This window comes from Variovorax sp. P2_H12 (assembly GCF_056403395.1).
Genome location: NZ_JBFUFO010000001.1, coordinates 1 through 17966, shown reverse-complemented (window position 1 = coordinate 17966; position 17966 = coordinate 1). Strand labels below are relative to the sequence as shown.

The following is a 17966-nucleotide window of genomic DNA, read 5'->3' as shown; positions in this document are numbered from 1 at the left end:
CCGGGGATTGCTCTGGCTCAGTGCAGCCGGGCCGTTGGCTGCGCCAGCGTGCGCGACGCGGCCGTGAGCACGCCGCGCAGCCAGACGTGCGCTGCCGAGCGGTGCTGCGACGAGTGCCACAACTGGTAGAAGCGCATCGCCGGAAGCGGGATCGGCGAAGGCACGATCGCGATGTCCAGGCGCTCGGCGTGGTACTGCGCGAAATGGCGGCTGGTGGTCATGATCAGGTCGGTGCCGGGCAGCAGGCTCGGCGCCAGGCCGAAGTATGGACACTCCACGCGCCGGTCGCGGCCGACCCGCATCGTGTTGAGACCCGACTCGACCACGCCGCGCTGGCCAATCGAGTACGGCATCGGCACCACGTGCGCCGCCCGCAGATAGCGCTCGAGCGTGAGCGCGCCTTCGGCCGCCCAGGGATGCTCGCGCGCGAGGATGCACACCACCTCGTCTTCCAGCAGCGTCGAGATGTGCAGATGCTCGGGCGGGCTCGGCCAGTTGCCGATCACGATGTCGACCGCGCCGTCCTGCAGGGCCAGTTCGTAGTCGAACTGCGGGCCGAGCGGCATGGCGGTCAACCGCGCGCGCGGCGCCTCGGTGCGGAAGGTCCGCACCACGTGGGCCAGGAAAGGCGGCGCCAGGTAGTCGGGCATGGCGATCGTGAAGGCCTGCTCGGTGGTCGCCGGATCGAAGCGCTCGCCCGAACTCACGAGGCCGTCGATCAGCGCCAGCGCGGCCCGCGCCTGGGCCGCCGCCGCCAGCGCGCGCGGGGTGGGCACCATGGTGTTCTTGTCGCGCACCAGCAGGGGATCCCCGAAGATCTCTCGCAGCCGCTTGAGCGCGGCGCTGATGGCCGGCTGGGACTGGTTCATGCGGATCGCGGTGCGCGAGACGCTCTGGTCGGCCATCAAGGCACAGAGCACCCTGAGCAGGTAGGTCTCGAACGGATCATCGGCGCGCGACACGGTGGTTCAGACTCCGGATATCGACATTGCTATGCGCCCTATTGCGGCTGCCCAGTTTCGCACAGGCGCGCGAGCGGCCAACATTGGCGCAGCCGAATCCGGCCAGAACCAGGAGCTGAGACATGAGTGCACACGACATGGCGCTGCCCGGCGCCATCGCCTCCCAGGACAGGGTCGACGCGACCTACGGCAAGATCTCGTGGCGGCTGCTGCCCTTCCTGGGCGCGCTCTGGGTGCTGGCCTGGCTCGACCGCGTGAACATCGGCTTCGCCAAGCTGCAGATGCTTGACGACCTGCGCTTCAGCGAGGCGGTCTACGGGCTCGGAGCCGGCATCTTCTTCCTTGGCTACTTCTTCTTCGAGGTGCCGTCGAACATGCTGCTGCAGAAGATCGGCGCCAAGAAGACCGTGATGCGCATCACCATCGGCTGGGGCCTGGTCTGCATGATGCAGGCCTGGGTCACGACGCCGACCCAGTTCTACGTGCTGCGCTTCCTGCTCGGCGCCTTCGAGGCCGGCTTCTACCCGGGCGTGATCCTCTACCTGACCTACTGGTATCCCTCGCAGCGCCGCGCCAAGGCCTTCGGCACCTTCATGTCGGCCTCGGCGATCGCGGGCGTGCTGGGCGGCCCGATCGCCGGCTGGATCATGACCTCGATGGGCGGCGTCCACGGCTGGCACGGCTGGCAGTGGCTGTTCGTGCTCGAAGGCATCCCCTCGGTGCTGGCCGGCGTCTTCGCCTGGTTCTACATGACCGACCGGCCGGAGCAGGCGCGCTGGCTCAGCGACGAGGAAAAGCGCGTCGTGCGCCACGAACTCGAGCTCGACAACCGCCGGCTCGGCAACCGCGGCAGCGACTGGCGCCAGCTCTTCACCCACCCGAAGGTGTGGCTGCTGATCGCGATCTTCTTCTGCCTGCTGTGCGCCAATTCGACGATGACCTTCTGGATCCCCACCGTCATCAAGGAAACCGGCTTCGTGACGCCGATGGCGATCGGCTGGATTGCCGGCGCGGCCTACCTGTTCGGCGCCGCCGGCATGATCCTGAACGGCCGCAACTCCGACCGCCGCGGCGAGCTGCGCTGGCACTTCAGCGGTGCCGCGATCTGCGGCGCCGCCGGCATGCTGCTGCTGGCGTTGGCGCTCGGCCTGCCGGGATTGCCCGCCGTCGTGCCGCTGCTCGCGATGGGCCTGGCCCTGGTCGGCACCATGAGCGCGATCCCGGTGTTCTGGCAGTTCCCGAACATGTTCCTGAGCGGCGGCGCCGCCGCGGTCGGCGTGGCGCTGATCAACTCGATCTCCAACCTCGCGGGCTTCGGCGCCCCTTATGCAATGGGCCTGATCAAGAACGCGACCGGGCGGGTGGCGCCGGGCCTGTATCTGGTCGCCGCGATCGAATTGCTGGCCGCCGTGCTGGTGATCGTGTTCATCGCCCGCAGGCAGCCGCCGAAAGAGGCCTGACACCGCCCTTGTTCAGACCAGCCTGCCACGGCAGCCGATTCATCCCACGCTCAAGCGAAAGCCCATGACCACGAAGACAGACGCCGAGAAATACCTGCTCGAATCCATCCAGCTCGCCATGGAGAACGTGCGTCAGCGCAAGACCTGGCCGTTCGGCGCGGTGATCGCCCGCGAGGGCCGCGTGGTGGCAACCGGCGTCAACGAGGTGGAGGCGCTGTGCGACCCTTCGGCCCATGCAGAGATGCAGGCCGTGCGCGCGGCCGGCCGGGCCCTGAAGAGCACCGACCTCAGCGGCTGCACGGTCTATGCGAGCGGCTATCCCTGCCCCATGTGCCTCACGGCCATGTACCTGGCGGGCGTGAAGGAGGTCTACTACGCCTACTCGAACGAGGACGGCGAGCCCTACGACCTGTCGGCCGCCCGGGGCTACGTCGAGTTGGCCAGGCCGCCCGAGCAGCGCGAAATGAAGCTCGTCAGCCTGCCGGTGCGGCCCGAGGGCGAAGACCTGTACGAGGCCTGGGGCCGGCGGGGCTAGGCAAGCTTGCCTAGAACGGGGGCTGCGCCTTGCAGCCGCGCGATGCGCGCAGTAACCTGAATCAGGGGGCGGGTCCCGCTCGCCCAGGAGTTCCGTCATGTACGAACGCATCCTCGTCGCCACCGACGGTTCCGAGCTGTCGGAACAGGCCGTGTCCAGCGCCATCGACCTGGCCATCCTGACGCAGGCGGAGTTGTTCGCCGTCAAGGTGGTCCATCACCAGTCCGCCGGCTACTTCGAAGGGTCGCTGCTGCTCAACCAGATGGAAGTCACGCGCCTGCGCGAACAGGCCGACATCGAGGCCCAGCGGGTGGTCGATGCGGTCAAGTCCAAGGCCGATTCCCGGGGCGTCAAGAGCACCACGGCCATCATCGTGCGGGCCGAGGGGGTGTCCGAAGCCATCATCGAGACCGCGCGGGTCCACCATTGCGACCTGATCGTGATGGCCTCGCACGGCCGTCGCGGCATCAAGCGCCTGCTGATGGGCAGCGAGACGCTGCACGTGCTGACCCATTCGCACACGCCGGTGCTGGTGCTGCGCTGAATTCAGCGCACGGACGCCGCCGCGTCGCGCTGGCGATCCTCTCGCTTGATGCCGAGGTACGTGGTGCGATCGATCTCGTGCAACTGCGTCGGGTAGCGCTCGACCGCTTCGAACCAGCGGTTCAGGCGCTGGGTGTCGCGCTCGGCCGATGGCACGGCCAGGCCATCGAGGTAGGCATCGAGCGCCAGGAAGTAGCGCATCGCGTTGCGCTCCACCAGGCCGCGCAGGCCGCGGATGTATTCGGGATCGCCATTCGGCTTCTTGCCGATCACCGTGAAGCCGACCTTCTCGCTGCCGAAAGTCGCGAGGTAGGCCATGGTGGCGAGCCGCGCCACCACGTTGTGGTCGTAGGCATAGGCGAAATGCAGGAAAGTCTGGTGCTCGCCGAGCGGCACGGCTTCGAGCATCACGCGATAGTTGCTGGTGCCCATCGGACCGGATTCCGCCGACAGGTCCACCAGCAGGTAGTCGCGCGTGGCCTGCGGCGTGCGGTACACGAAGGACAGTTCGAAGGCTTGCTCGATCGGCTTGTCGTAGCGTGGCACCACGCTGAGCGTGAGCGTGTCGCCCCCGGGTCCGCGGGCGACCCGGCAGCGCCGGTTGTTGATGTGCAGCAGCAGCATGTCGCACCACTGCGACGATTGTTCGAGCGCGCGCCGCACCTCCTCCAGCGAATGATCGACGACGGCGTAGACGTCACCCTGGAGTCCGCCGTCGGTCTCGGCCGAATCCAGCACGACCGGCCGCTTCAAGGGACTGTGGGCCAACTGGCCGCCGAGCTTGTAGTGCAGCGCGCGCAGGGCCTGGGCGGAGCCCGCCTCGAGCGCTGCCTGGGCGCCGGAGGCCCACGCGCACAGTGCCAGCCAGAGGCCGATTCGACACCAGAGCGGGAAAGGGGCCGGCAGTCTGTTCATGCCGACACGATACAGGGGGCCGCGGCGCGGGCCTCTCAGCGACCTTTGCGGATCGCCGCCTTGCCCGCGGAGGGCTTCGACCGCCCTGCCCCGGTGTCGCGCGGCGGCAGCCCGGTGTGCTGGGTCAGGATGCGGCCCTTGACCGGCGCCGCCGGCTTGGCAGCCACCGCGGTCGAGTTCTTGCGCCGGGCGCTCTGGTAGCTGCCGTCGGTCAGCGGCTGCCAGGTCGGGATCAGGTGATGCTTGCCGTTGCCGATCAGGTCGGCGCGCCCCATGGATTTCAAGGCTTCGCGCAGCAGCGGCCAGTTGTTGGCGTCGTGGTAACGCAGGAAGGCCTTGTGCAGCCGGCGGCGCTTGTCGCCGCGCACGATGTCCACGGTCTCGCTCTCGCGCGTGATCTTGCGCAGCGGGTTCCTGTTGGTGTGGTACATCGTGGTCGCGGTGGCCATCGGCGACGGATAGAAGGTCTGCACCTGGTCGGCGCGGAAGCCGTTCTTCTTCAGCCAGATCGCGAGGTTCATCATGTCCTCGTCGCTGGTGCCCGGGTGCGCGGCGATGAAGTACGGGATCAGATACTGCTTCTTGCCGGCCTCGGCGCTGTACTTCTCGAACATCTGCTTGAACTTGTCATAGCTGCCGATGCCCGGCTTCATCATCTTGGTGAGCGGGCCCTGCTCGGTGTGCTCGGGCGCGATCTTGAGATAGCCGCCGACATGGTGCTGCACCAACTCCTTGACGTACTCGGGCGACTGCACGGCCAGGTCGTAGCGCAGGCCGGAACCGATCAGGATCTTCTTGATGCCCTTGAGCGCGCGCGCCCGGCGGTAGATCTTGATCAGCGGATCGTGGTTGGTGTTGAGATTCGGGCAGATGCCCGGGTACACGCAGCTGGGCTTGCGGCAGGCCGATTCGATCTCGGGCGACTTGCAGCCGATGCGGTACATGTTGGCGGTCGGCCCGCCGAGGTCGGAGATGGTGCCGGTGAAGCCCTTCACGCTGTCGCGGATCGCCTCGACCTCCTTGATGATCGATTCTTCCGAGCGGCTCTGGATGATGCGGCCCTCGTGCTCGGTGATCGAGCAGAAGGTGCAGCCGCCGAAGCAGCCGCGCATGATGTTGACGCTGAAGCGGATCATTTCCCAGGCCGGGATCTTGGTGGCGCCGTCGTGGCTGCCGTTCTCGTCGGCATAACCCGGATGCGGGCTGCGCGCGTACGGCAGGTCGAACACGTGGTCCATCTCGGCCGTGGTGAGCGGGATCGGCGGCGGGTTGATCCAGACGTCGCGCGCGGTCGTGCCTTCGCCGTACGCCTGCACCAGCGCGCGGGCATTGCCAGGGTTGGTCTCGAGATGCAGCACGCGGTTGGCGTGGGCATAGAGCACCGGGTCGGCGCGCACCTGCTCGTACGAAGGCAGCCGGATCACCGAACGGTCGCGCGGCGGGACCTTGATTCGCTCGCGGCTTTGCAGGGCCGGATTCGGCACGAAGGTCAGCGGCTTGATCGCGAGGTTGACCGAACCCTTCGCCTCGGCAGCCTGGGCGACCGCCTGCGCATCGTCTTCCTTGGCACAGGTGGCGCCGTTGGCCTTGGCCTGGTCCGACACCATCAGGTACGGATTGACGTGGGCCTCGACCCGGCCCGGCTCGTCGACGCTGGTCGAATTGATCTCGAACCAGCCCTCGGGGGTTTCGCGGCGCACGAAGGCGGTGCCGCGCACGTCGGTGATGTGCGCAACCGGCTCGCGCGCCGCCAGCCGGTGCGCGATCTCGACGATCGCGCGCTCGGCGTTGCCATAGAGCAGCAGGTCGCACTTGGCGTCGACCACGATCGAACGGCGCACCTTGTCCTGCCAGTAGTCGTAGTGCGCAATGCGGCGCAGCGACCCTTCGATGCCGCCGAGCACGATCGGCACGTCGCTCCAGGCTTCCTTGCAGCGCTGCGAATAGACGATGGCCGCGCGGTCGGGACGCTTGCCTCCGATGTCGCCGGGCGTGTAGGCGTCGTCGCTGCGCACCTTGCGATCGGCCGTGTAGCGGTTGATCATCGAATCCATGTTGCCGGCGGTGACGCCGAAGAACAGGTTCGGGCGGCCGAGCGCCTTGAACGGGTCGGCGCTCTGCCAGTCGGGCTGCGCAATGATGCCGACCCGGAAACCCTGCGCCTCCAGCATGCGGCCGATGACCGCCATGCCGAAGCTCGGATGGTCGACGTAGGCGTCGCCCGTGACCACGACGATGTCGCAGCTGTCCCAGCCGAGCGCGTCCATCTCGGCGCGCGAGGTCGGCAGGAACTTCGCCGTGCCGAAGCGGGCCGCCCAGTACTTGCGGTAGCTGGTGAGCGGCTTGGCGGCGCGCGTGAAGAAGGAGACGTCGACGGGGGCGTTCATCAGGGGGAAAACGGCAATCGGTTGCCGCGCAGGCCTGCGGGCCGGGTGGGCCCGTGGTGGGCAACCCGCGATTTTAGGGTTTTCCATTGGATCTGTCGCCCTAAAGGACTAAGGCCCCTTCTCGACACCCGATCAATTGATTGCTTTTGTCAATCAATCAATTGACAATGGCAATCATGCCCGACGCAACTGCCCTCTTGCCAGAGGTCGCCCAGGTCAAGGCGATCCGCGGCTTCAACCGCTTCTATACCCGTCGCATCGGCGTCCTCGACCCCTACCTGGACAGCGACATGTCGCTGACCGACGTGCGCGTGCTCTACGAACTGGCCCACCGCGCCGAAGCAGTGGCGAGCGAGATCGGCCGCGACCTGCACCTGGACGCAGGCTATCTCAGCCGCATCCTGCGCGGTTTCGAGGCCCGTGGATGGCTGCGCCGCCAGGCCCATCCGCGTGATGCGCGCCAGAGCCTGCTGGCCCTGACCGAAGCCGGCCACGCGGCGTTCGCGCCGCTGCAGCAGAAGTCGCGCGACGAGGCCCTGGCGCTGCTCGCACCCCTGGCCGCTGCCGAACGGCGCCAGCTGGTCGATGCGATGGCCACGCTGCAGACGCTGCTCGAACCGGGCGCCCAGCCACCGGCCCGGCGCCAGGCCGCGGTGCTGCGCGATCCGGCACCGGGCGACATCGGCTGGGTGGTGCAGCAGCACGGCGAGATCTATGCGCGCGAATACGGCTGGAACAGCGACTTCGAGGCCTTGGTGGCCGACATCGCGGGCCAGTTCCTGCGCAAGTTCCAGCCGGCGTGGGAACGCTGCTGGATCGCCGAGCTCGACGGCGAGCGGGTCGGCGCCGTGTTCGTGGTGCGCAAGTCGGCCACCACGGCCCAGTTGCGCATGCTGATCCTGAGCCCGAAGGCGCGCGGACTGGGCCTGGGCGCCCGCCTCACCGACGAGTGCATCGCCTTCGCCCGCGGCAAGGGCTACAGGAAGATGGTGCTGTGGACCAACAGCTGCCTGACGGCGGCGCGCGGCATCTMCGCCGCGCGCGGGTTCAAGCTCGTCAAATCCGAGCCCTACGAGGGCTTCGGCCAGCAGCTGGTCGGCGAGACCTGGGAGCTGAAGCTCGGGCCTGCGCCCACCTCCGCCCGAGGGCTCAATCCGCCGTAATCCTTCGCTCACGCACGATGCCGCCCCACTTGGCATCTTCCTTGCGCATGAAGGCGGTGAGTTCGGCCCGCGTGGTGGGCTGCGGCGTCAGGCCGTGCTTGTTCAAGGCATCCTTGACACCCGGGTCGTTCAGCACTTTCACGATCTCGAGGTTCCAGCGCTCCAGCATCGGCGCCGGCGTCTTGCCGGGCGCCACGAAGGCGTACCAGTTCAGCGCCTCGAAGCCGGGGTAGCCCGACTCGGCCACCGTGGGAATGGTCGGCATGTAGGCCGGCCGCACCGACCCGGTGGTGGCGAGCGGGATCAGCCTGCCGGCTTCCACCTGCGGCAACGCCGTGGGCGGGGCCGAGAAGTAGGATGCGACGCGCTCGCCCAGCAGGTCCTGCAAGGCGGGTGCCCCGCCCTTGTACGGCACGTGGACCATCTCGATGCCGGCGCGCTGGTTGAACAGCTCGCCGGCCAGGTGGGAGGCCGAGCCGGCGCCGGTGGACGCATAGTCCACGCCGCCGGCCTTCTTCCTTGCCAGCGCCACGAACTCGGCGAGCGTCTTCACGCCCAGTCCCTTGTGCACCACCAGCACGTTAGGAAAATTGACGCCGCCCGACACCGCGGCCAGGTCCTTGAAAGGGTCGTAGCGGACCTTCATCACATGCGGTGCGATGGTCAGCGGCCCGATCGAGCCGAACAGCAGCATCGTGCCGTCAGCCGGACCGTTCGCCACCAGCTGGTGGGCGATGTTGCCGCCCGCACCGGCCTTGTTGTCGATGACCACGCTCTGGCCGATGTTCTCGCCCAGTTTCTTGGCGATCAGCCGTGCCGCCGCGTCGGCCGCGCCGCCGGCGGAAAAGCCCACCACCAGGGTCACCGGCCTGTTCGGGGGAAAGTCCTGCGCCTGGCCAGCGCCGGCCAGCAACAGGGAGGACGCGGCCAGGGTGGTGGCGCGCAACAGGTGACGTCGGTTCATCGTGGGTCTCCGGAATGGTTGTCTTGTTCAGTCGGCGCCGAGGCCGATCGGATTCGGCTGGCGCTTCTCGACGGCATGGCGCAACAGCGCCGCGGTGCGGAAGATGCCGTGCGCGAACTTGCCGTAGGGCAGCGTGGCGAAGAGCGCCATCACCGCGCCCAGGTGCAGGCACAGCAACAGCGCCAGCGCCGGTGTCCCGCGCCCGAGCCACAGCGCCAGGCCGCTGGTGCTGGTGAGGAACAGCAAGGCGATGAAGCCCAGGTCCATCGGCTTCTGGGCCGGGTCGCCGTGCAGCGGGTGACGCCGCCGATTGAGCCGCCACAACCCGGCCGTGCCGATCATCAGGCTCACCCCGCCGGCCACGCCGAGCAGCTTGGGCAGGCTGGGCAGCGCGTAGGGCGCCTGCCAGCCGAGCAGGTAGTGGTAGAGCGTGGCCACGCTGGTGGCCGCGAAGCACAGCAGGAAGCCGTAGAAGGTGAAATGGTGGAAGCGCCGGCGCGACAGCGTGAAAGCATCGTCCTCGTCGTGGCAACCCTCGCCGTGGCCGCCATCGAGGTACTTCAGGCGCAGCACGGCGTCGGCGGCCTCGGCCGCGGCCGGCGCGCGCAGCGGCGCGCCGCTGGTGGCCGGCGTGACATCGCGCCAGAAGCGGGCCACGCCCATCCCCAGCGCGAACACCACGAGCAGGAACACCGGCGCGAACAGCCCGACCAGCAGGTTGTGCGGAAACAGCCGATAGAAGTTACCCTCCAGCCGACCGCTCCACAGCGATCCGTGGCTCGCCACCGCAAGCGCCAGGAACAACGCCAGCGCCGCCGCCAGGGCCAGCGACAGCGTCAGCCCGTTGCGCTGGTACAGCCGGCCCAGCATCGGCGGCCAGGCGTAGTCCGCATAGGTCTGCCCACGCACCTCGGCCATCGCCCGCGGCACGTTGACCGCGAACTCGTGCGGCGGCGCGTACTGGCAGGCGTGCAGGCAGGCGCCGCAGTTGTGGCACAAGTTGGCCAGGTAGTGGATATCGGACTTGCCGAACTCGAGCCGCCGCGTCATCGCCGGGAACACGGCGCAGAAGCCCTCGCAGTAGCGGCAGGCGTTGCAGATCTGCATCTGGCGGCCGACCTCGGCCTCGCTCGCGCTCAGGATCGGGATCACGCGCGGGCCGCCGGTCGCAAGCGACACCGCCTCGCGCGTCAGGGCCTCAAGCTGCTGCATGGTGGCGCTCCACATCGAATGCCTTCGCGGCCTGGGCGGCCTCCGTTCCGGCGATGCGTCCGAAGGCGGTGCCGATGGCCATCCCGACGCCCGCGGTGTAGCCCTTGCCGAGCACGTTGCCGGCCATCATCTCGCCGGCCACGAACAGGTTCGGGCTCGGCCGGCCGCCGAAGTGCACGGCCGACTGGTCGTTCACCTTGAGGCCCAGGTAGGTGAAGGTGATGCCGGGGCGCAGTGCATAGCCGTAGTACGGCGGCGTGTCGATCGGTCGCGCCCAGTGGGTCTTGGCAGGCGCAAGCCCTTCGGTGTGGCAATCGTCGAGCGCCGTGTGGTCGAAGCGGCCGACACGGCAGGCCGCGTTGTAGGCGCCGACCGTCTCGGCGAAGGCCGCCTCGGGCAGCCCCAGCTTGCGCGCAAGTTCGGGCAGCGTGTCGGCCACGGTGCCCGGAAACACCGGCGGCATGAAGCGGCCGATGGCCTTGCGGTCGATGATCGAATAGGCGATCTGGCCCGGCTGCTGCGCCACCAGGCGGCCCCAGATCGCATAGCGCTTGGGCCAGAAATCCTCGCCCTCGTCGTAGAAGCGCTCGGCCTCGCAATTGACCACGACCCCGAGCGAGACGCAGTCGATGCGGGTGCAGATGCCGCCGTCGTACAGCGGCGCGCGGGCGTCGATCGCCACCATGTGGGCCTGCGTCGGGTCGCCGATCGAATCGGCGCCGGCGTCGGTCAGGGCCTTGAGCAGCACGCCCTGGTTGAAGCGGGTGCCGCGGATCAGGAAGTTCTCGGCCGGCCGCTCGCCGCGTTCGTTCTCGCCCCAGGCCTGGCTGAGCCATTCGCGGTTGGACTCGAAGCCGCCGGCCGCCAGCACGCAGCTGCGGGCCTCGATGCGCTCGCCGTCCGCGCTGCGCGCGGCCACGAACCGGTCGCCGTCGAGTTCGATCGAGGCGATCGGCGTCTCGTAGCGGACCTGGACGCCGAGCCTCTCGGCGCTGCGGAAATAGGCGTTGACCAGGGCCTTGCCGCCCCCCATGAAGAAGGCGTTGGTGCGCGCCACGTGCAGCGCACCCGACAACGGCGGCTGGAAGTGCACGCCGTGACTGCGCATCCAGTCGCGGCAGGACGAGGAGGCGCGGATCGCGATGCGGGCCAGGTGCTCGTCGGTCAGGCCGCCGGTCACCTTCAGCAGGTCCTGCCAGTACTCCTCCTCGGGATAGGCCTCGATCAGCACATCCTGCGGTGCGTCGTGCATGCAGCGCAGGTTGCGCGTGTGCTGGGAATTGCCGCCGCGCCATTCGCGCGGCGAGGCCTCGACCAGCAGCACGCTGGCGCCGGCCTCGCGCGCCATCAGCGCGGCGCACAGCGCGGCATTGCCGCCGCCGATGACCAGGACATCGATCATGCAGTTGTCTCCTCGTGGTGGAGAGCGACTGTAGGCAGGCGGGGCCTCAGGCGACAGTGCGCCCGGGACAAGGGGTCTTCAGTTTTCGTGAAGGGTGGCGCCGGCCCAGCGGCCTTCGCGCACCAGCTGGCGCGCCACGTCGGCGAGCACCACCCGGGCCGCCAGCGCCGCCGGCGACAGTTCGTCGTCGGACAGGCTCGCGAGCAGGTTGCGGCGGCCGACCTGGGGATCGGCGATCCGCACCTGCGCGAGAGGGGCGACGGCGAAGCGCGCGGTGGCCGCGCCCGGCTGGATGGTGGCGCCGTGCCCGGCACGCACCGCATCCATCAGCAGCGCCAGGCCGTCGATCTCGGCCACCACGCGCGGCGCGACCCGCGCCCGCGCGAACGCCTCGGCGAGCGTGGCGCGCAGGCCGTGCGAGGCGCTCGGCAGGATCAGCGGCAGCTCGCCCAGGCGCGCGATGCGCACCTGCGGCCCCTTCGGCAGGCCGGGCAGCCCGGCCCGGCCGATCACGAACAGCTTCTCGTCCAGCAGCGGCAGCACGCTCCAGCGCCGCGCGGTGTCGGTCTGGAACAGCACCGCGAGATCGAGCTGGCGGGCGTTGAGCATCGTCGCCAGGTGGCCCGACAGCGACTCCACCAGGTGCAGCCTGACCTCGGGGTAGCGCTCGGCCATGGCCTGCATCAGCGGCACGCCGAGCACCGACGCGGTGGTCGGCGGCAGCCCGATGCTCACATGGCCCGAGAGCCGTGCCTGCTGCGCCGCCCGCACCGCTTCGTCGGCATGCCGCAGCGTGAGCTGGGCCTGCTGCAGGAAGGCCAGGCCGGCATCGGTCGGCGTCACGCCGGTGGAGCTGCGCTGCAGCAGGCGCGTGGACAGCTCGCTTTCGAGCCGGCTGATCTGCTGGCTCAGCGCCGAGGTCGCGAGATCGAGTTCGAGCGCCGCACGCCCCATGCTGCGCAGTTCGCAGGTCTTGACGAAGTAGCGCAGCTGCCTCAGTTCCATGTCGGCTTCAGCGGGCGGCGAGCGGCTCGAGGCCGGTCTTGGCGATGGTCGGCGCGGCCGCGGGCGAGTTCAGGTAGCGGATCAGTTCGCGGGCCGCCTCGGGCTGCTTCGACCCGGTGGCGATGCCGGCCGAGAACACCGTCACGCGCTGGACCTCGGCCGGCAGCGGGCCCACGTAGTCGATGCCCTCGATCGGCAGCAGCTCGCTCACCTGCTGCAGGCCGAGCGCCGCATCGCCGCGCGCGACCACGGTGCCGACGCGCTCGCTCAAGATGCGGCGGCTCTTGGGCTTGACCTGTGCCTCGATGCCCAGGTTCTTCAGCAGCTCGGTCTCGTAGTAGGTGCCGCTGGCGCTCGCCGAGTAGGCGATCGAGGGCGCGGCGATCAAGGTGCGCTTGAGCGCCTCGACCGTGCCGATGTCGGGCTTGGGCGCCCCCTTCTTCACCGCGAAGCCGATGGACGAGCGCACCAGGTCGACCTGGCTGCCGGGCACGACCTTGCCCTGCTCGACCAGCGCATCGAGCGCCGGCCGCGCGAGGATCACGACATCGGCCGGCTCGCCGCGGGCCAGCCGGCTCGGAATCGAATCACCGGCGTTGCCCATCGAGGCGCCGTAGGCGGTCTTCACCGTGTGGCCGCTGGCCTTCTCGAAGCCGGGCCTCAGGTCGTTGTAGGCGGCCGTGAAGCCGCCCGACGTCATGACGTGGATGTCGGTGGCAGCAGGCTTGGGGCCGATGCTGCTGCAGCCTGCGAGCGCCAGCGCGGCAGCGACGAGTACGGCGCGGCGGCCGAGCGAAGGAAGGGATGCGGTCATGGGCCTGGTCTCCGAGTCATGGCGGGCGCCGGGTGCGCCGTTGCCCACGCTCAGTTTCCCACAGCGCGATGCGTGACCGTCGGCTCAGCCCGATGCCAGGGATACCGCGGAACCGGCTTTGCCGGGCCGCTGGTATCGCCCCCTTGAGGGGGAGGCGCCGCAGGCACTTCGGGGGTGTTTCATCCTCACTGCATGAACCAGCCGTGGCTCACCACCAGCGACTGCCCGGTCAGCGCGTTGGTCGGGAAAGCCGCGAACATCAGCGCCACCCGGGCGACGTCGTCGGTGGTGGTGAATTCGCCATCGACCGTTTCCTTGAGCATCACGTTCTTGATCACCTGCTCCTCGGTGATGCCGAGCGTCCTGGCCTGCTCCGGGATCTGCTTCTCGACCAGCGGCGTGCGCACGAAGCCCGGGCAGATCACGTTGGCGCGCACGTTGTACTTGGCGCCTTCCTTGGCGACGGTCTTGGCCAGCCCGATCAGGCCGTGCTTGGCCGTGACATAGGGTGCCTTCAGCAGCGAGGCCTCCTTGGAGTGCACCGAGCCCATGTAGATCACGCTGCCGCCGCGGCCCTGCGCGTACATGTGCTTCAGGCAGGCCTTGGTGGTCAGGAAGGCGCCGTCGAGGTGGATCGCCAGCATCTTCTTCCAGTCGGCGAAGCCGAATTCCTCGACCGGATGCACGATCTGGATGCCGGCATTGCTGATCAGGATGTCGATGCCGCCGAAGGCCTTGGCGGCCTCCTCGACGGCCGCGTCGACCTGCTCCTCGCTGGTGACGTCGACGCCGACGCCGATGGCCTGCGCGCCGCTCGCCTTGAGTTCGGCGGCGGTGGCATCGGCGGCCTGCTTGTTGAGGTCGGCGATCACGATCTTCGCGCCTTCCTGCGCGAAGACGATGGCGATTTCCTTGCCGATCCCGCTGGCCGAGCCGGTGATGAAGGCGACCTTGTCCTTGAGCTGCATGGGTTTTCCTTGGTGTGGCGGAGTTGGGGGGATGCGTGCAATCTGCGTGCCGGGCGCGCTACTGGGCGGCGGGAATCTGCGGCAGGTTCAGCGGATGGCGAATGCGCCGGGCATTCGGCTCGGTCAGGTCGAACGTGGTGACCCCGCTCGACAGCGAAGCGCTCTGGAGCCACTCGGGATGGTCCAGCGTGTTTCGGATGTCGCGCAGCCCGGCCTCCCAGTGCTCGTCGACCGAGGCGCGCGAGAACTCGTAGTCCTTCGAGTCGAGCTCGTAGGGCTTGTCCCGGTAGATCAGGTGCACGATCTCGATCGGCTCGTGGCTCAACTGGGCGCACACGGCCTGCACGCTGGGGTCCTTTCGCAGCGGTGCCGGCAGCTTGCCGATCAGGTCGGCGATCGCCTGCTGCAGGTTCATGTTGGAGGCCAGCGCGTCGGTGTTCATGCGGGTGCGGCTCGAATAGGTGATGTCCTTCTGCCGCTCCATGGTCTCGGCGAGCGTGCGCGGCATTGCGCCGTGGGCACTGAACAGGTCGACCTGCAGCACCATCAGCGGCTCGCTGCGCGGATGCGTGTCCAGCACGTACTGCAGCGGCGTGTTGGAGACGATGCCGCCGTCCCAGTAGTCCTCGCCGTCGATGTGCACCGGTGCGAAGCCCGGCGGCAGGGCGCCGCTGGCCATGATGTGCTCGGGGCCGATGCGCTGGACCGTGTTGTCGAAATAGACCGAGTTGCCGGTGCGGACGTTGACCGCCCCCACGCTGAAGCGGGTGTCGCAGTGGTTGATGCGGTCGAAGTCCACCAGCCGCTCGAGCGTCGCCTTGAGCGGCGCGGTGTCGTAGTAGCTCAAGAGCGGCGCCGCGCCGCCCAGCAGCAGCGTCGGGTTGCGGCGCGGCTCGAAGAAGCCGGGAACCCCGAACATCGCGACCGCCGCGGCGCTCCACTGGTTCCATGCGGCCCGGTCGCCGCCCCACCAGCCCGGCAGGCGCTGGGTGGCGCCCGAGGAGACAAGGTCCCAGAACTCGCGCAGCCGCCGGACCCGCATCGCGGGCGCGTTGCCCGCGATCAGCGCGGCGTTGACGGCGCCGATCGACACGCCGGCCACCCAGTCGAGCGTCTTGTGCTTCTCGAACACGCCCGCATAGACGCCGGCCTGGTAGGCCCCCAGGGCGCCACCACCCTGCAGCACCAGCGCCTTCCTGGCGGTCGTGATGTCGACCCGCGCAGTGGCGGGTCGGGCGGCGGCGCGAAGCTTCTTGGTGACGGGCATGGCGTCATTTGACACCATCTGCCGCCGGCGCCGCCGCGCTCCGGCGCTCGGCGCCAGGCTACATCTTCGGCAGCATCTGGCCGCGGATCTCGCCGGCCGGATTGGCCGCCGTATGGATGTTGGCGTACCACTTGCCTGTCATCAGGTCGGCCGCCTGGGCCGGCGTCAGCGTGGCCTGGCCCTCGATCGGGCTGGCCGGCGAAGCGAAGGGCAGCACGACGGCGGCGTTCGCCCCGGCGGCCGCCGGACCGTGGAAGTGCGCGGCGGTGGCCGGCCCGCTCAAGCCCTCGTAGGTGATCTTGTACTTGAGCACGTTGGTGTCCTTGTTCAGCCAGGCCTCGGCCATGCCGCTGCCGCGCGTCATGTTGGGCGGCACCTCGCTGGCCGCATTCATGGCACCGCTGAAGCTCGCGGTATTGGACTTCGACATCATCCCGCAGCCCGCCAGGGCCGCGGTCGCGACGCCCGCGACGAGGGCCAGGCGCAAGAGTTTTCCGTATCGTGTCATGGGTGATCTCCATCGGGTTGCGATGCGCTCAGCTTAGGCATGGGCAGGCGCTCGCGATGTCGGCCACCGCCCCGACTTTCGGGACCGATGGCATCATCCGGCGCATGACTGCCCTGCTCTCCGCCGCCGATGTCGCCGCCTTCTGGCGCGATGCCGGCCCCCGCCGCTGGTTCGCCAAGAACGAGTCCTTCGATGCCGACTTCAAGGCCCGCTTCGAGAACGCGCACCACCTCGCCGCCACCGGTGCGCTCGATCACTGGGCCGCCGATGCCGAAGGCGCACTGGCGCTGCTGGTGCTGCTGGACCAGTTTCCGCGCAACGCCTGGCGCGGCAGCGGCCGCATGTTCGCGACCGACGGCAAGGCCCTCGGCATCGCGCAGGCCGCCATCGACGCCGGCCTGGACCGGCAGATCGAGCCGGCGCTGCGCCCCTTCTTCTACATGCCCTTCATGCACTCCGAGTCCCTGGCCGACCAGGAGCGTTCGGTGCTGCTGTGCGGCGAACTCGACCCCAACACCCAGCGATTCGCGGTGCTGCATCGGGACATCGTGGCGCGCTTCGGGCGCTTCCCGCATCGCAATCAGGTCCTGGGGCGCAGCAGCACGCCGCCGGAGCAGCAGTTCCTCGACGACGGGGGCTTCGCCGGCTGAACGGGCAAAACGGGCAGAACGGCCTTCATTTTTCCGCGCGGTTGCCGATATCCCACTGACAGTCGGACTGTCCGGCAACGAGGAACGCACGTGAAACACTTGAAGATCGGCACCCGCCTGGGATTGGGTTTTGGCATGGTGCTGGCGCTGATGGCGCTGATGACGGCACTCGGCATCTGGCGCCTGCAGGCGGTGACTGCCTCCGCCGAGGAGATCACCAGCCAGCCGCTGGCCAAGGAACGGATGATCAGCGACTGGTACCGGCTGGTCGCGGTCGGCGTGCGCCGGACCACCGCGATCGCCAAGAGCGCCGACCCGTCGCTCGGCCCCTTCTTCGCCGAGGAGGCCGCGAACTCCACCAAGGAGGCGCAGGCACTGCAAAAGCAACTCGAGCCGCTGCTGGTCAGCGACGAGGAAAAGCTGCTGTGGAAGAATTTCCAGGACGTGCGGACGAAGTACCTCGAGGGGCGCGACGCCGTGGTCAAGGCGAAGGCCGAGGGCACGATGGAGGATGCGACCCGGGCGCTGGAGCGCCAGTTCATGCCCACCGCCAAGGTCTACCTGGACAACGTCCAGCAATTGCTCGAGATGCAGCGGCGGACGATCGACGGCACGGTGGTCCGGATCGGCGCCGACTACCGGGCCAGCCGCAACCTGCTGCTGGCGCTCGGAGCCCTGGTGCTGGGACTGGGCGGGCTCTGCGCCTGGTGGCTGGCGATCGGCATCACGCGGCCGCTCGGCCGCGCCGTGCGGGTGGCGCAAACGGTGGCCGGCGGCGACCTGACCGGCCGCATCGAGGCCGGCACGCGCGACGAGACCGGGCAATTGCTGCGAGCACTCAAGGACATGAATGACAGCCTGGTGAAGATCGTGGGCGAAGTGCACCAGGGCACCGACACCATTGCGACCGCCTCGGGCCAGATCGCCACCGGCAACCAGGACCTGTCGTCGCGCACCGAGGAGCAGGCGAGCTCGCTGGAAGAGACCGCGGCCTCGATGGAAGAGCTCACGAGCACGGTGAAGCAGAACGCCGACAACGCGCGCCAGGCGAACCAGCTGGCCGTCTCGGCCTCCGAGGTGGCGGTGCGGGGCGGCAGCGTGGTGAGCCAGGTGGTGGACACCATGGGCTCGATCAACGCCTCCTCGCGCAAGATCGTGGACATCATCGGCGTCATCGACGGCATCGCCTTCCAGACCAACATCCTGGCGCT

General features: G+C 68.8%; 17 protein-coding genes. 6 read left to right on the top strand and 11 right to left on the bottom strand.

From position 1 onward, the window contains the following. Positions 1-17: 17 nt before the first annotated feature. Entirely contained in the window at positions 18-962 is a 945-nt protein-coding gene (locus tag AC1DYK_RS00085) for a LysR family transcriptional regulator (RefSeq protein ID WP_478164419.1), read from the bottom strand. 122 nt (positions 963-1084) lie between these two features. Here AC1DYK_RS00085 and AC1DYK_RS00080 point away from each other — a divergent pair, with 122 nt between their 5' ends. The 3 genes from AC1DYK_RS00080 to AC1DYK_RS00070 all read left to right on the top strand — a co-directional run bounded on the left by AC1DYK_RS00080 (position 1085) and on the right by AC1DYK_RS00070 (position 3501). Continuing rightward, positions 1085-2422 (top strand): MFS transporter, encoded by a 1338-nt coding sequence (locus AC1DYK_RS00080; RefSeq protein WP_478164418.1) that lies wholly within the window; start codon positions 1085-1087, stop codon positions 2420-2422. 64 nt (positions 2423-2486) lie between these two features. Continuing rightward, positions 2487-2957 (top strand): nucleoside deaminase, encoded by a 471-nt coding sequence (locus AC1DYK_RS00075; RefSeq protein ID WP_478164417.1) that lies wholly within the window; start codon positions 2487-2489, stop codon positions 2955-2957. A 97-nt stretch (positions 2958-3054) separates the two neighbouring features. Further along, on the top strand, positions 3055-3501 hold the full coding sequence (locus AC1DYK_RS00070) for a universal stress protein (RefSeq protein ID WP_478164416.1): 447 nt from the start codon (positions 3055-3057) through the stop codon (positions 3499-3501). Positions 3502-3503: 2 nt separating this feature from the next. On the opposite strand, the gene AC1DYK_RS00065 is transcribed toward AC1DYK_RS00070, so the two are convergent. After that, on the bottom strand, positions 3504-4415 hold the full coding sequence (locus AC1DYK_RS00065) for a hypothetical protein (protein ID WP_478164415.1): 912 nt from the start codon (positions 4413-4415) through the stop codon (positions 3504-3506). A 35-nt stretch (positions 4416-4450) separates the two neighbouring features. Beyond that, the gene (locus tag AC1DYK_RS00060; protein ID WP_478164414.1) at positions 4451-6802 is read right to left on the bottom strand and encodes a YgiQ family radical SAM protein; all 2352 of its coding nucleotides are present in this window, start codon (positions 6800-6802) and stop codon (positions 4451-4453) included. 176 nt (positions 6803-6978) lie between these two features. Here AC1DYK_RS00060 and AC1DYK_RS00055 point away from each other — a divergent pair, with 176 nt between their 5' ends. Continuing rightward, on the top strand, positions 6979-7965 hold the full coding sequence (locus AC1DYK_RS00055; protein ID WP_478164413.1) for a bifunctional helix-turn-helix transcriptional regulator/GNAT family N-acetyltransferase: 987 nt from the start codon (positions 6979-6981) through the stop codon (positions 7963-7965). Here AC1DYK_RS00055 and AC1DYK_RS00050 read toward each other — a convergent pair. The 8 genes from AC1DYK_RS00050 to AC1DYK_RS00015 form a co-directional block, all read right to left on the bottom strand. Next, the gene (locus AC1DYK_RS00050; RefSeq protein WP_478164412.1) at positions 7952-8929 is read right to left on the bottom strand and encodes a Bug family tripartite tricarboxylate transporter substrate binding protein; all 978 of its coding nucleotides are present in this window, start codon (positions 8927-8929) and stop codon (positions 7952-7954) included. The genes AC1DYK_RS00055 and AC1DYK_RS00050 overlap by 14 nt on opposite strands. Before the next feature lie 27 nt (positions 8930-8956). Beyond that, entirely contained in the window at positions 8957-10141 is a 1185-nt protein-coding gene (gene tcuB, locus AC1DYK_RS00045; protein WP_478164411.1) for a tricarballylate utilization 4Fe-4S protein TcuB, read from the bottom strand. Continuing rightward, positions 10128-11543, bottom strand: coding sequence for an FAD-dependent tricarballylate dehydrogenase TcuA (gene tcuA, locus AC1DYK_RS00040; protein ID WP_478164410.1), 1416 nt, complete (start codon positions 11541-11543; stop codon positions 10128-10130). Before tcuA ends, tcuB begins: the two co-directional genes overlap by 14 nt. 78 nt (positions 11544-11621) lie before the next feature. Beyond that, positions 11622-12548 carry a LysR substrate-binding domain-containing protein gene (locus AC1DYK_RS00035; RefSeq protein WP_478164409.1) on the bottom strand — a complete coding sequence of 309 codons (927 nt, stop codon included), beginning with the start codon at positions 12546-12548 and terminating at the stop codon, positions 11622-11624. A gap of 7 nt (positions 12549-12555) precedes the next feature. After that, positions 12556-13362: a substrate-binding domain-containing protein gene (locus AC1DYK_RS00030; protein WP_478164408.1), complete on the bottom strand. Its 807-nt coding sequence runs from the start codon at positions 13360-13362 to the stop codon at positions 12556-12558. Positions 13363-13547: 185 nt separating this feature from the next. Further along, positions 13548-14330, bottom strand: coding sequence for a 3-hydroxybutyrate dehydrogenase (locus AC1DYK_RS00025; protein WP_478164407.1), 783 nt, complete (start codon positions 14328-14330; stop codon positions 13548-13550). A gap of 58 nt (positions 14331-14388) precedes the next feature. Continuing rightward, complete coding sequence (locus AC1DYK_RS00020; protein ID WP_478164406.1) at positions 14389-15597, bottom strand: DUF3734 domain-containing protein; 1209 nt, start codon at positions 15595-15597, stop codon at positions 14389-14391. A 58-nt stretch (positions 15598-15655) separates the two neighbouring features. Continuing rightward, positions 15656-16105, bottom strand: coding sequence for a CHRD domain-containing protein (locus tag AC1DYK_RS00015; RefSeq protein ID WP_478164405.1), 450 nt, complete (start codon positions 16103-16105; stop codon positions 15656-15658). 56 nt (positions 16106-16161) lie between these two features. Here AC1DYK_RS00015 and AC1DYK_RS00010 point away from each other — a divergent pair, with 56 nt between their 5' ends. Continuing rightward, positions 16162-16755, top strand: a complete 594-nt coding sequence (locus AC1DYK_RS00010; RefSeq protein WP_478164404.1) for a DUF924 family protein — start codon at positions 16162-16164, stop codon at positions 16753-16755. 90 nt (positions 16756-16845) lie between these two features. Further along, a partial coding sequence (locus tag AC1DYK_RS00005; protein ID WP_478164403.1) for a methyl-accepting chemotaxis protein occupies positions 16846-17966 on the top strand: 1121 nt, incomplete at its 3' end.

Bases quoted from the DNA above. Each gene is read 5' to 3' on its own strand.
- AC1DYK_RS00025 (WP_478164407.1), bottom strand. From the start codon at position 14,330: ATGCAGCTCAAGGACAAGGTCGCCTTCATCACCGGCTCGGCCAGCGGG.
- AC1DYK_RS00010 (WP_478164404.1), top strand. From the start codon at position 16,162: ATGTCGGCCACCGCCCCGACTTTCGGGACCGATGGCATCATCCGGCGC.
- AC1DYK_RS00080 (WP_478164418.1), top strand. From the start codon at position 1,085: ATGAGTGCACACGACATGGCGCTGCCCGGCGCCATCGCCTCCCAGGAC.
- tcuB (WP_478164411.1), bottom strand. From the start codon at position 10,141: ATGCAGCAGCTTGAGGCCCTGACGCGCGAGGCGGTGTCGCTTGCGACC.
- AC1DYK_RS00020 (WP_478164406.1), bottom strand. From the start codon at position 15,597: ATGCCCGTCACCAAGAAGCTTCGCGCCGCCGCCCGACCCGCCACTGCG.
- tcuA (WP_478164410.1), bottom strand. From the start codon at position 11,543: ATGATCGATGTCCTGGTCATCGGCGGCGGCAATGCCGCGCTGTGCGCC.
- AC1DYK_RS00035 (WP_478164409.1), bottom strand. From the start codon at position 12,548: ATGGAACTGAGGCAGCTGCGCTACTTCGTCAAGACCTGCGAACTGCGC.
- AC1DYK_RS00015 (WP_478164405.1), bottom strand. From the start codon at position 16,105: ATGACACGATACGGAAAACTCTTGCGCCTGGCCCTCGTCGCGGGCGTC.
- AC1DYK_RS00060 (WP_478164414.1), bottom strand. From the start codon at position 6,802: ATGAACGCCCCCGTCGACGTCTCCTTCTTCACGCGCGCCGCCAAGCCG.
- AC1DYK_RS00050 (WP_478164412.1), bottom strand. From the start codon at position 8,929: ATGAACCGACGTCACCTGTTGCGCGCCACCACCCTGGCCGCGTCCTCC.
- AC1DYK_RS00070 (WP_478164416.1), top strand. From the start codon at position 3,055: ATGTACGAACGCATCCTCGTCGCCACCGACGGTTCCGAGCTGTCGGAA.
- AC1DYK_RS00065 (WP_478164415.1), bottom strand. From the start codon at position 4,415: ATGAACAGACTGCCGGCCCCTTTCCCGCTCTGGTGTCGAATCGGCCTC.
- AC1DYK_RS00030 (WP_478164408.1), bottom strand. From the start codon at position 13,362: ATGACCGCATCCCTTCCTTCGCTCGGCCGCCGCGCCGTACTCGTCGCT.
- AC1DYK_RS00075 (WP_478164417.1), top strand. From the start codon at position 2,487: ATGACCACGAAGACAGACGCCGAGAAATACCTGCTCGAATCCATCCAG.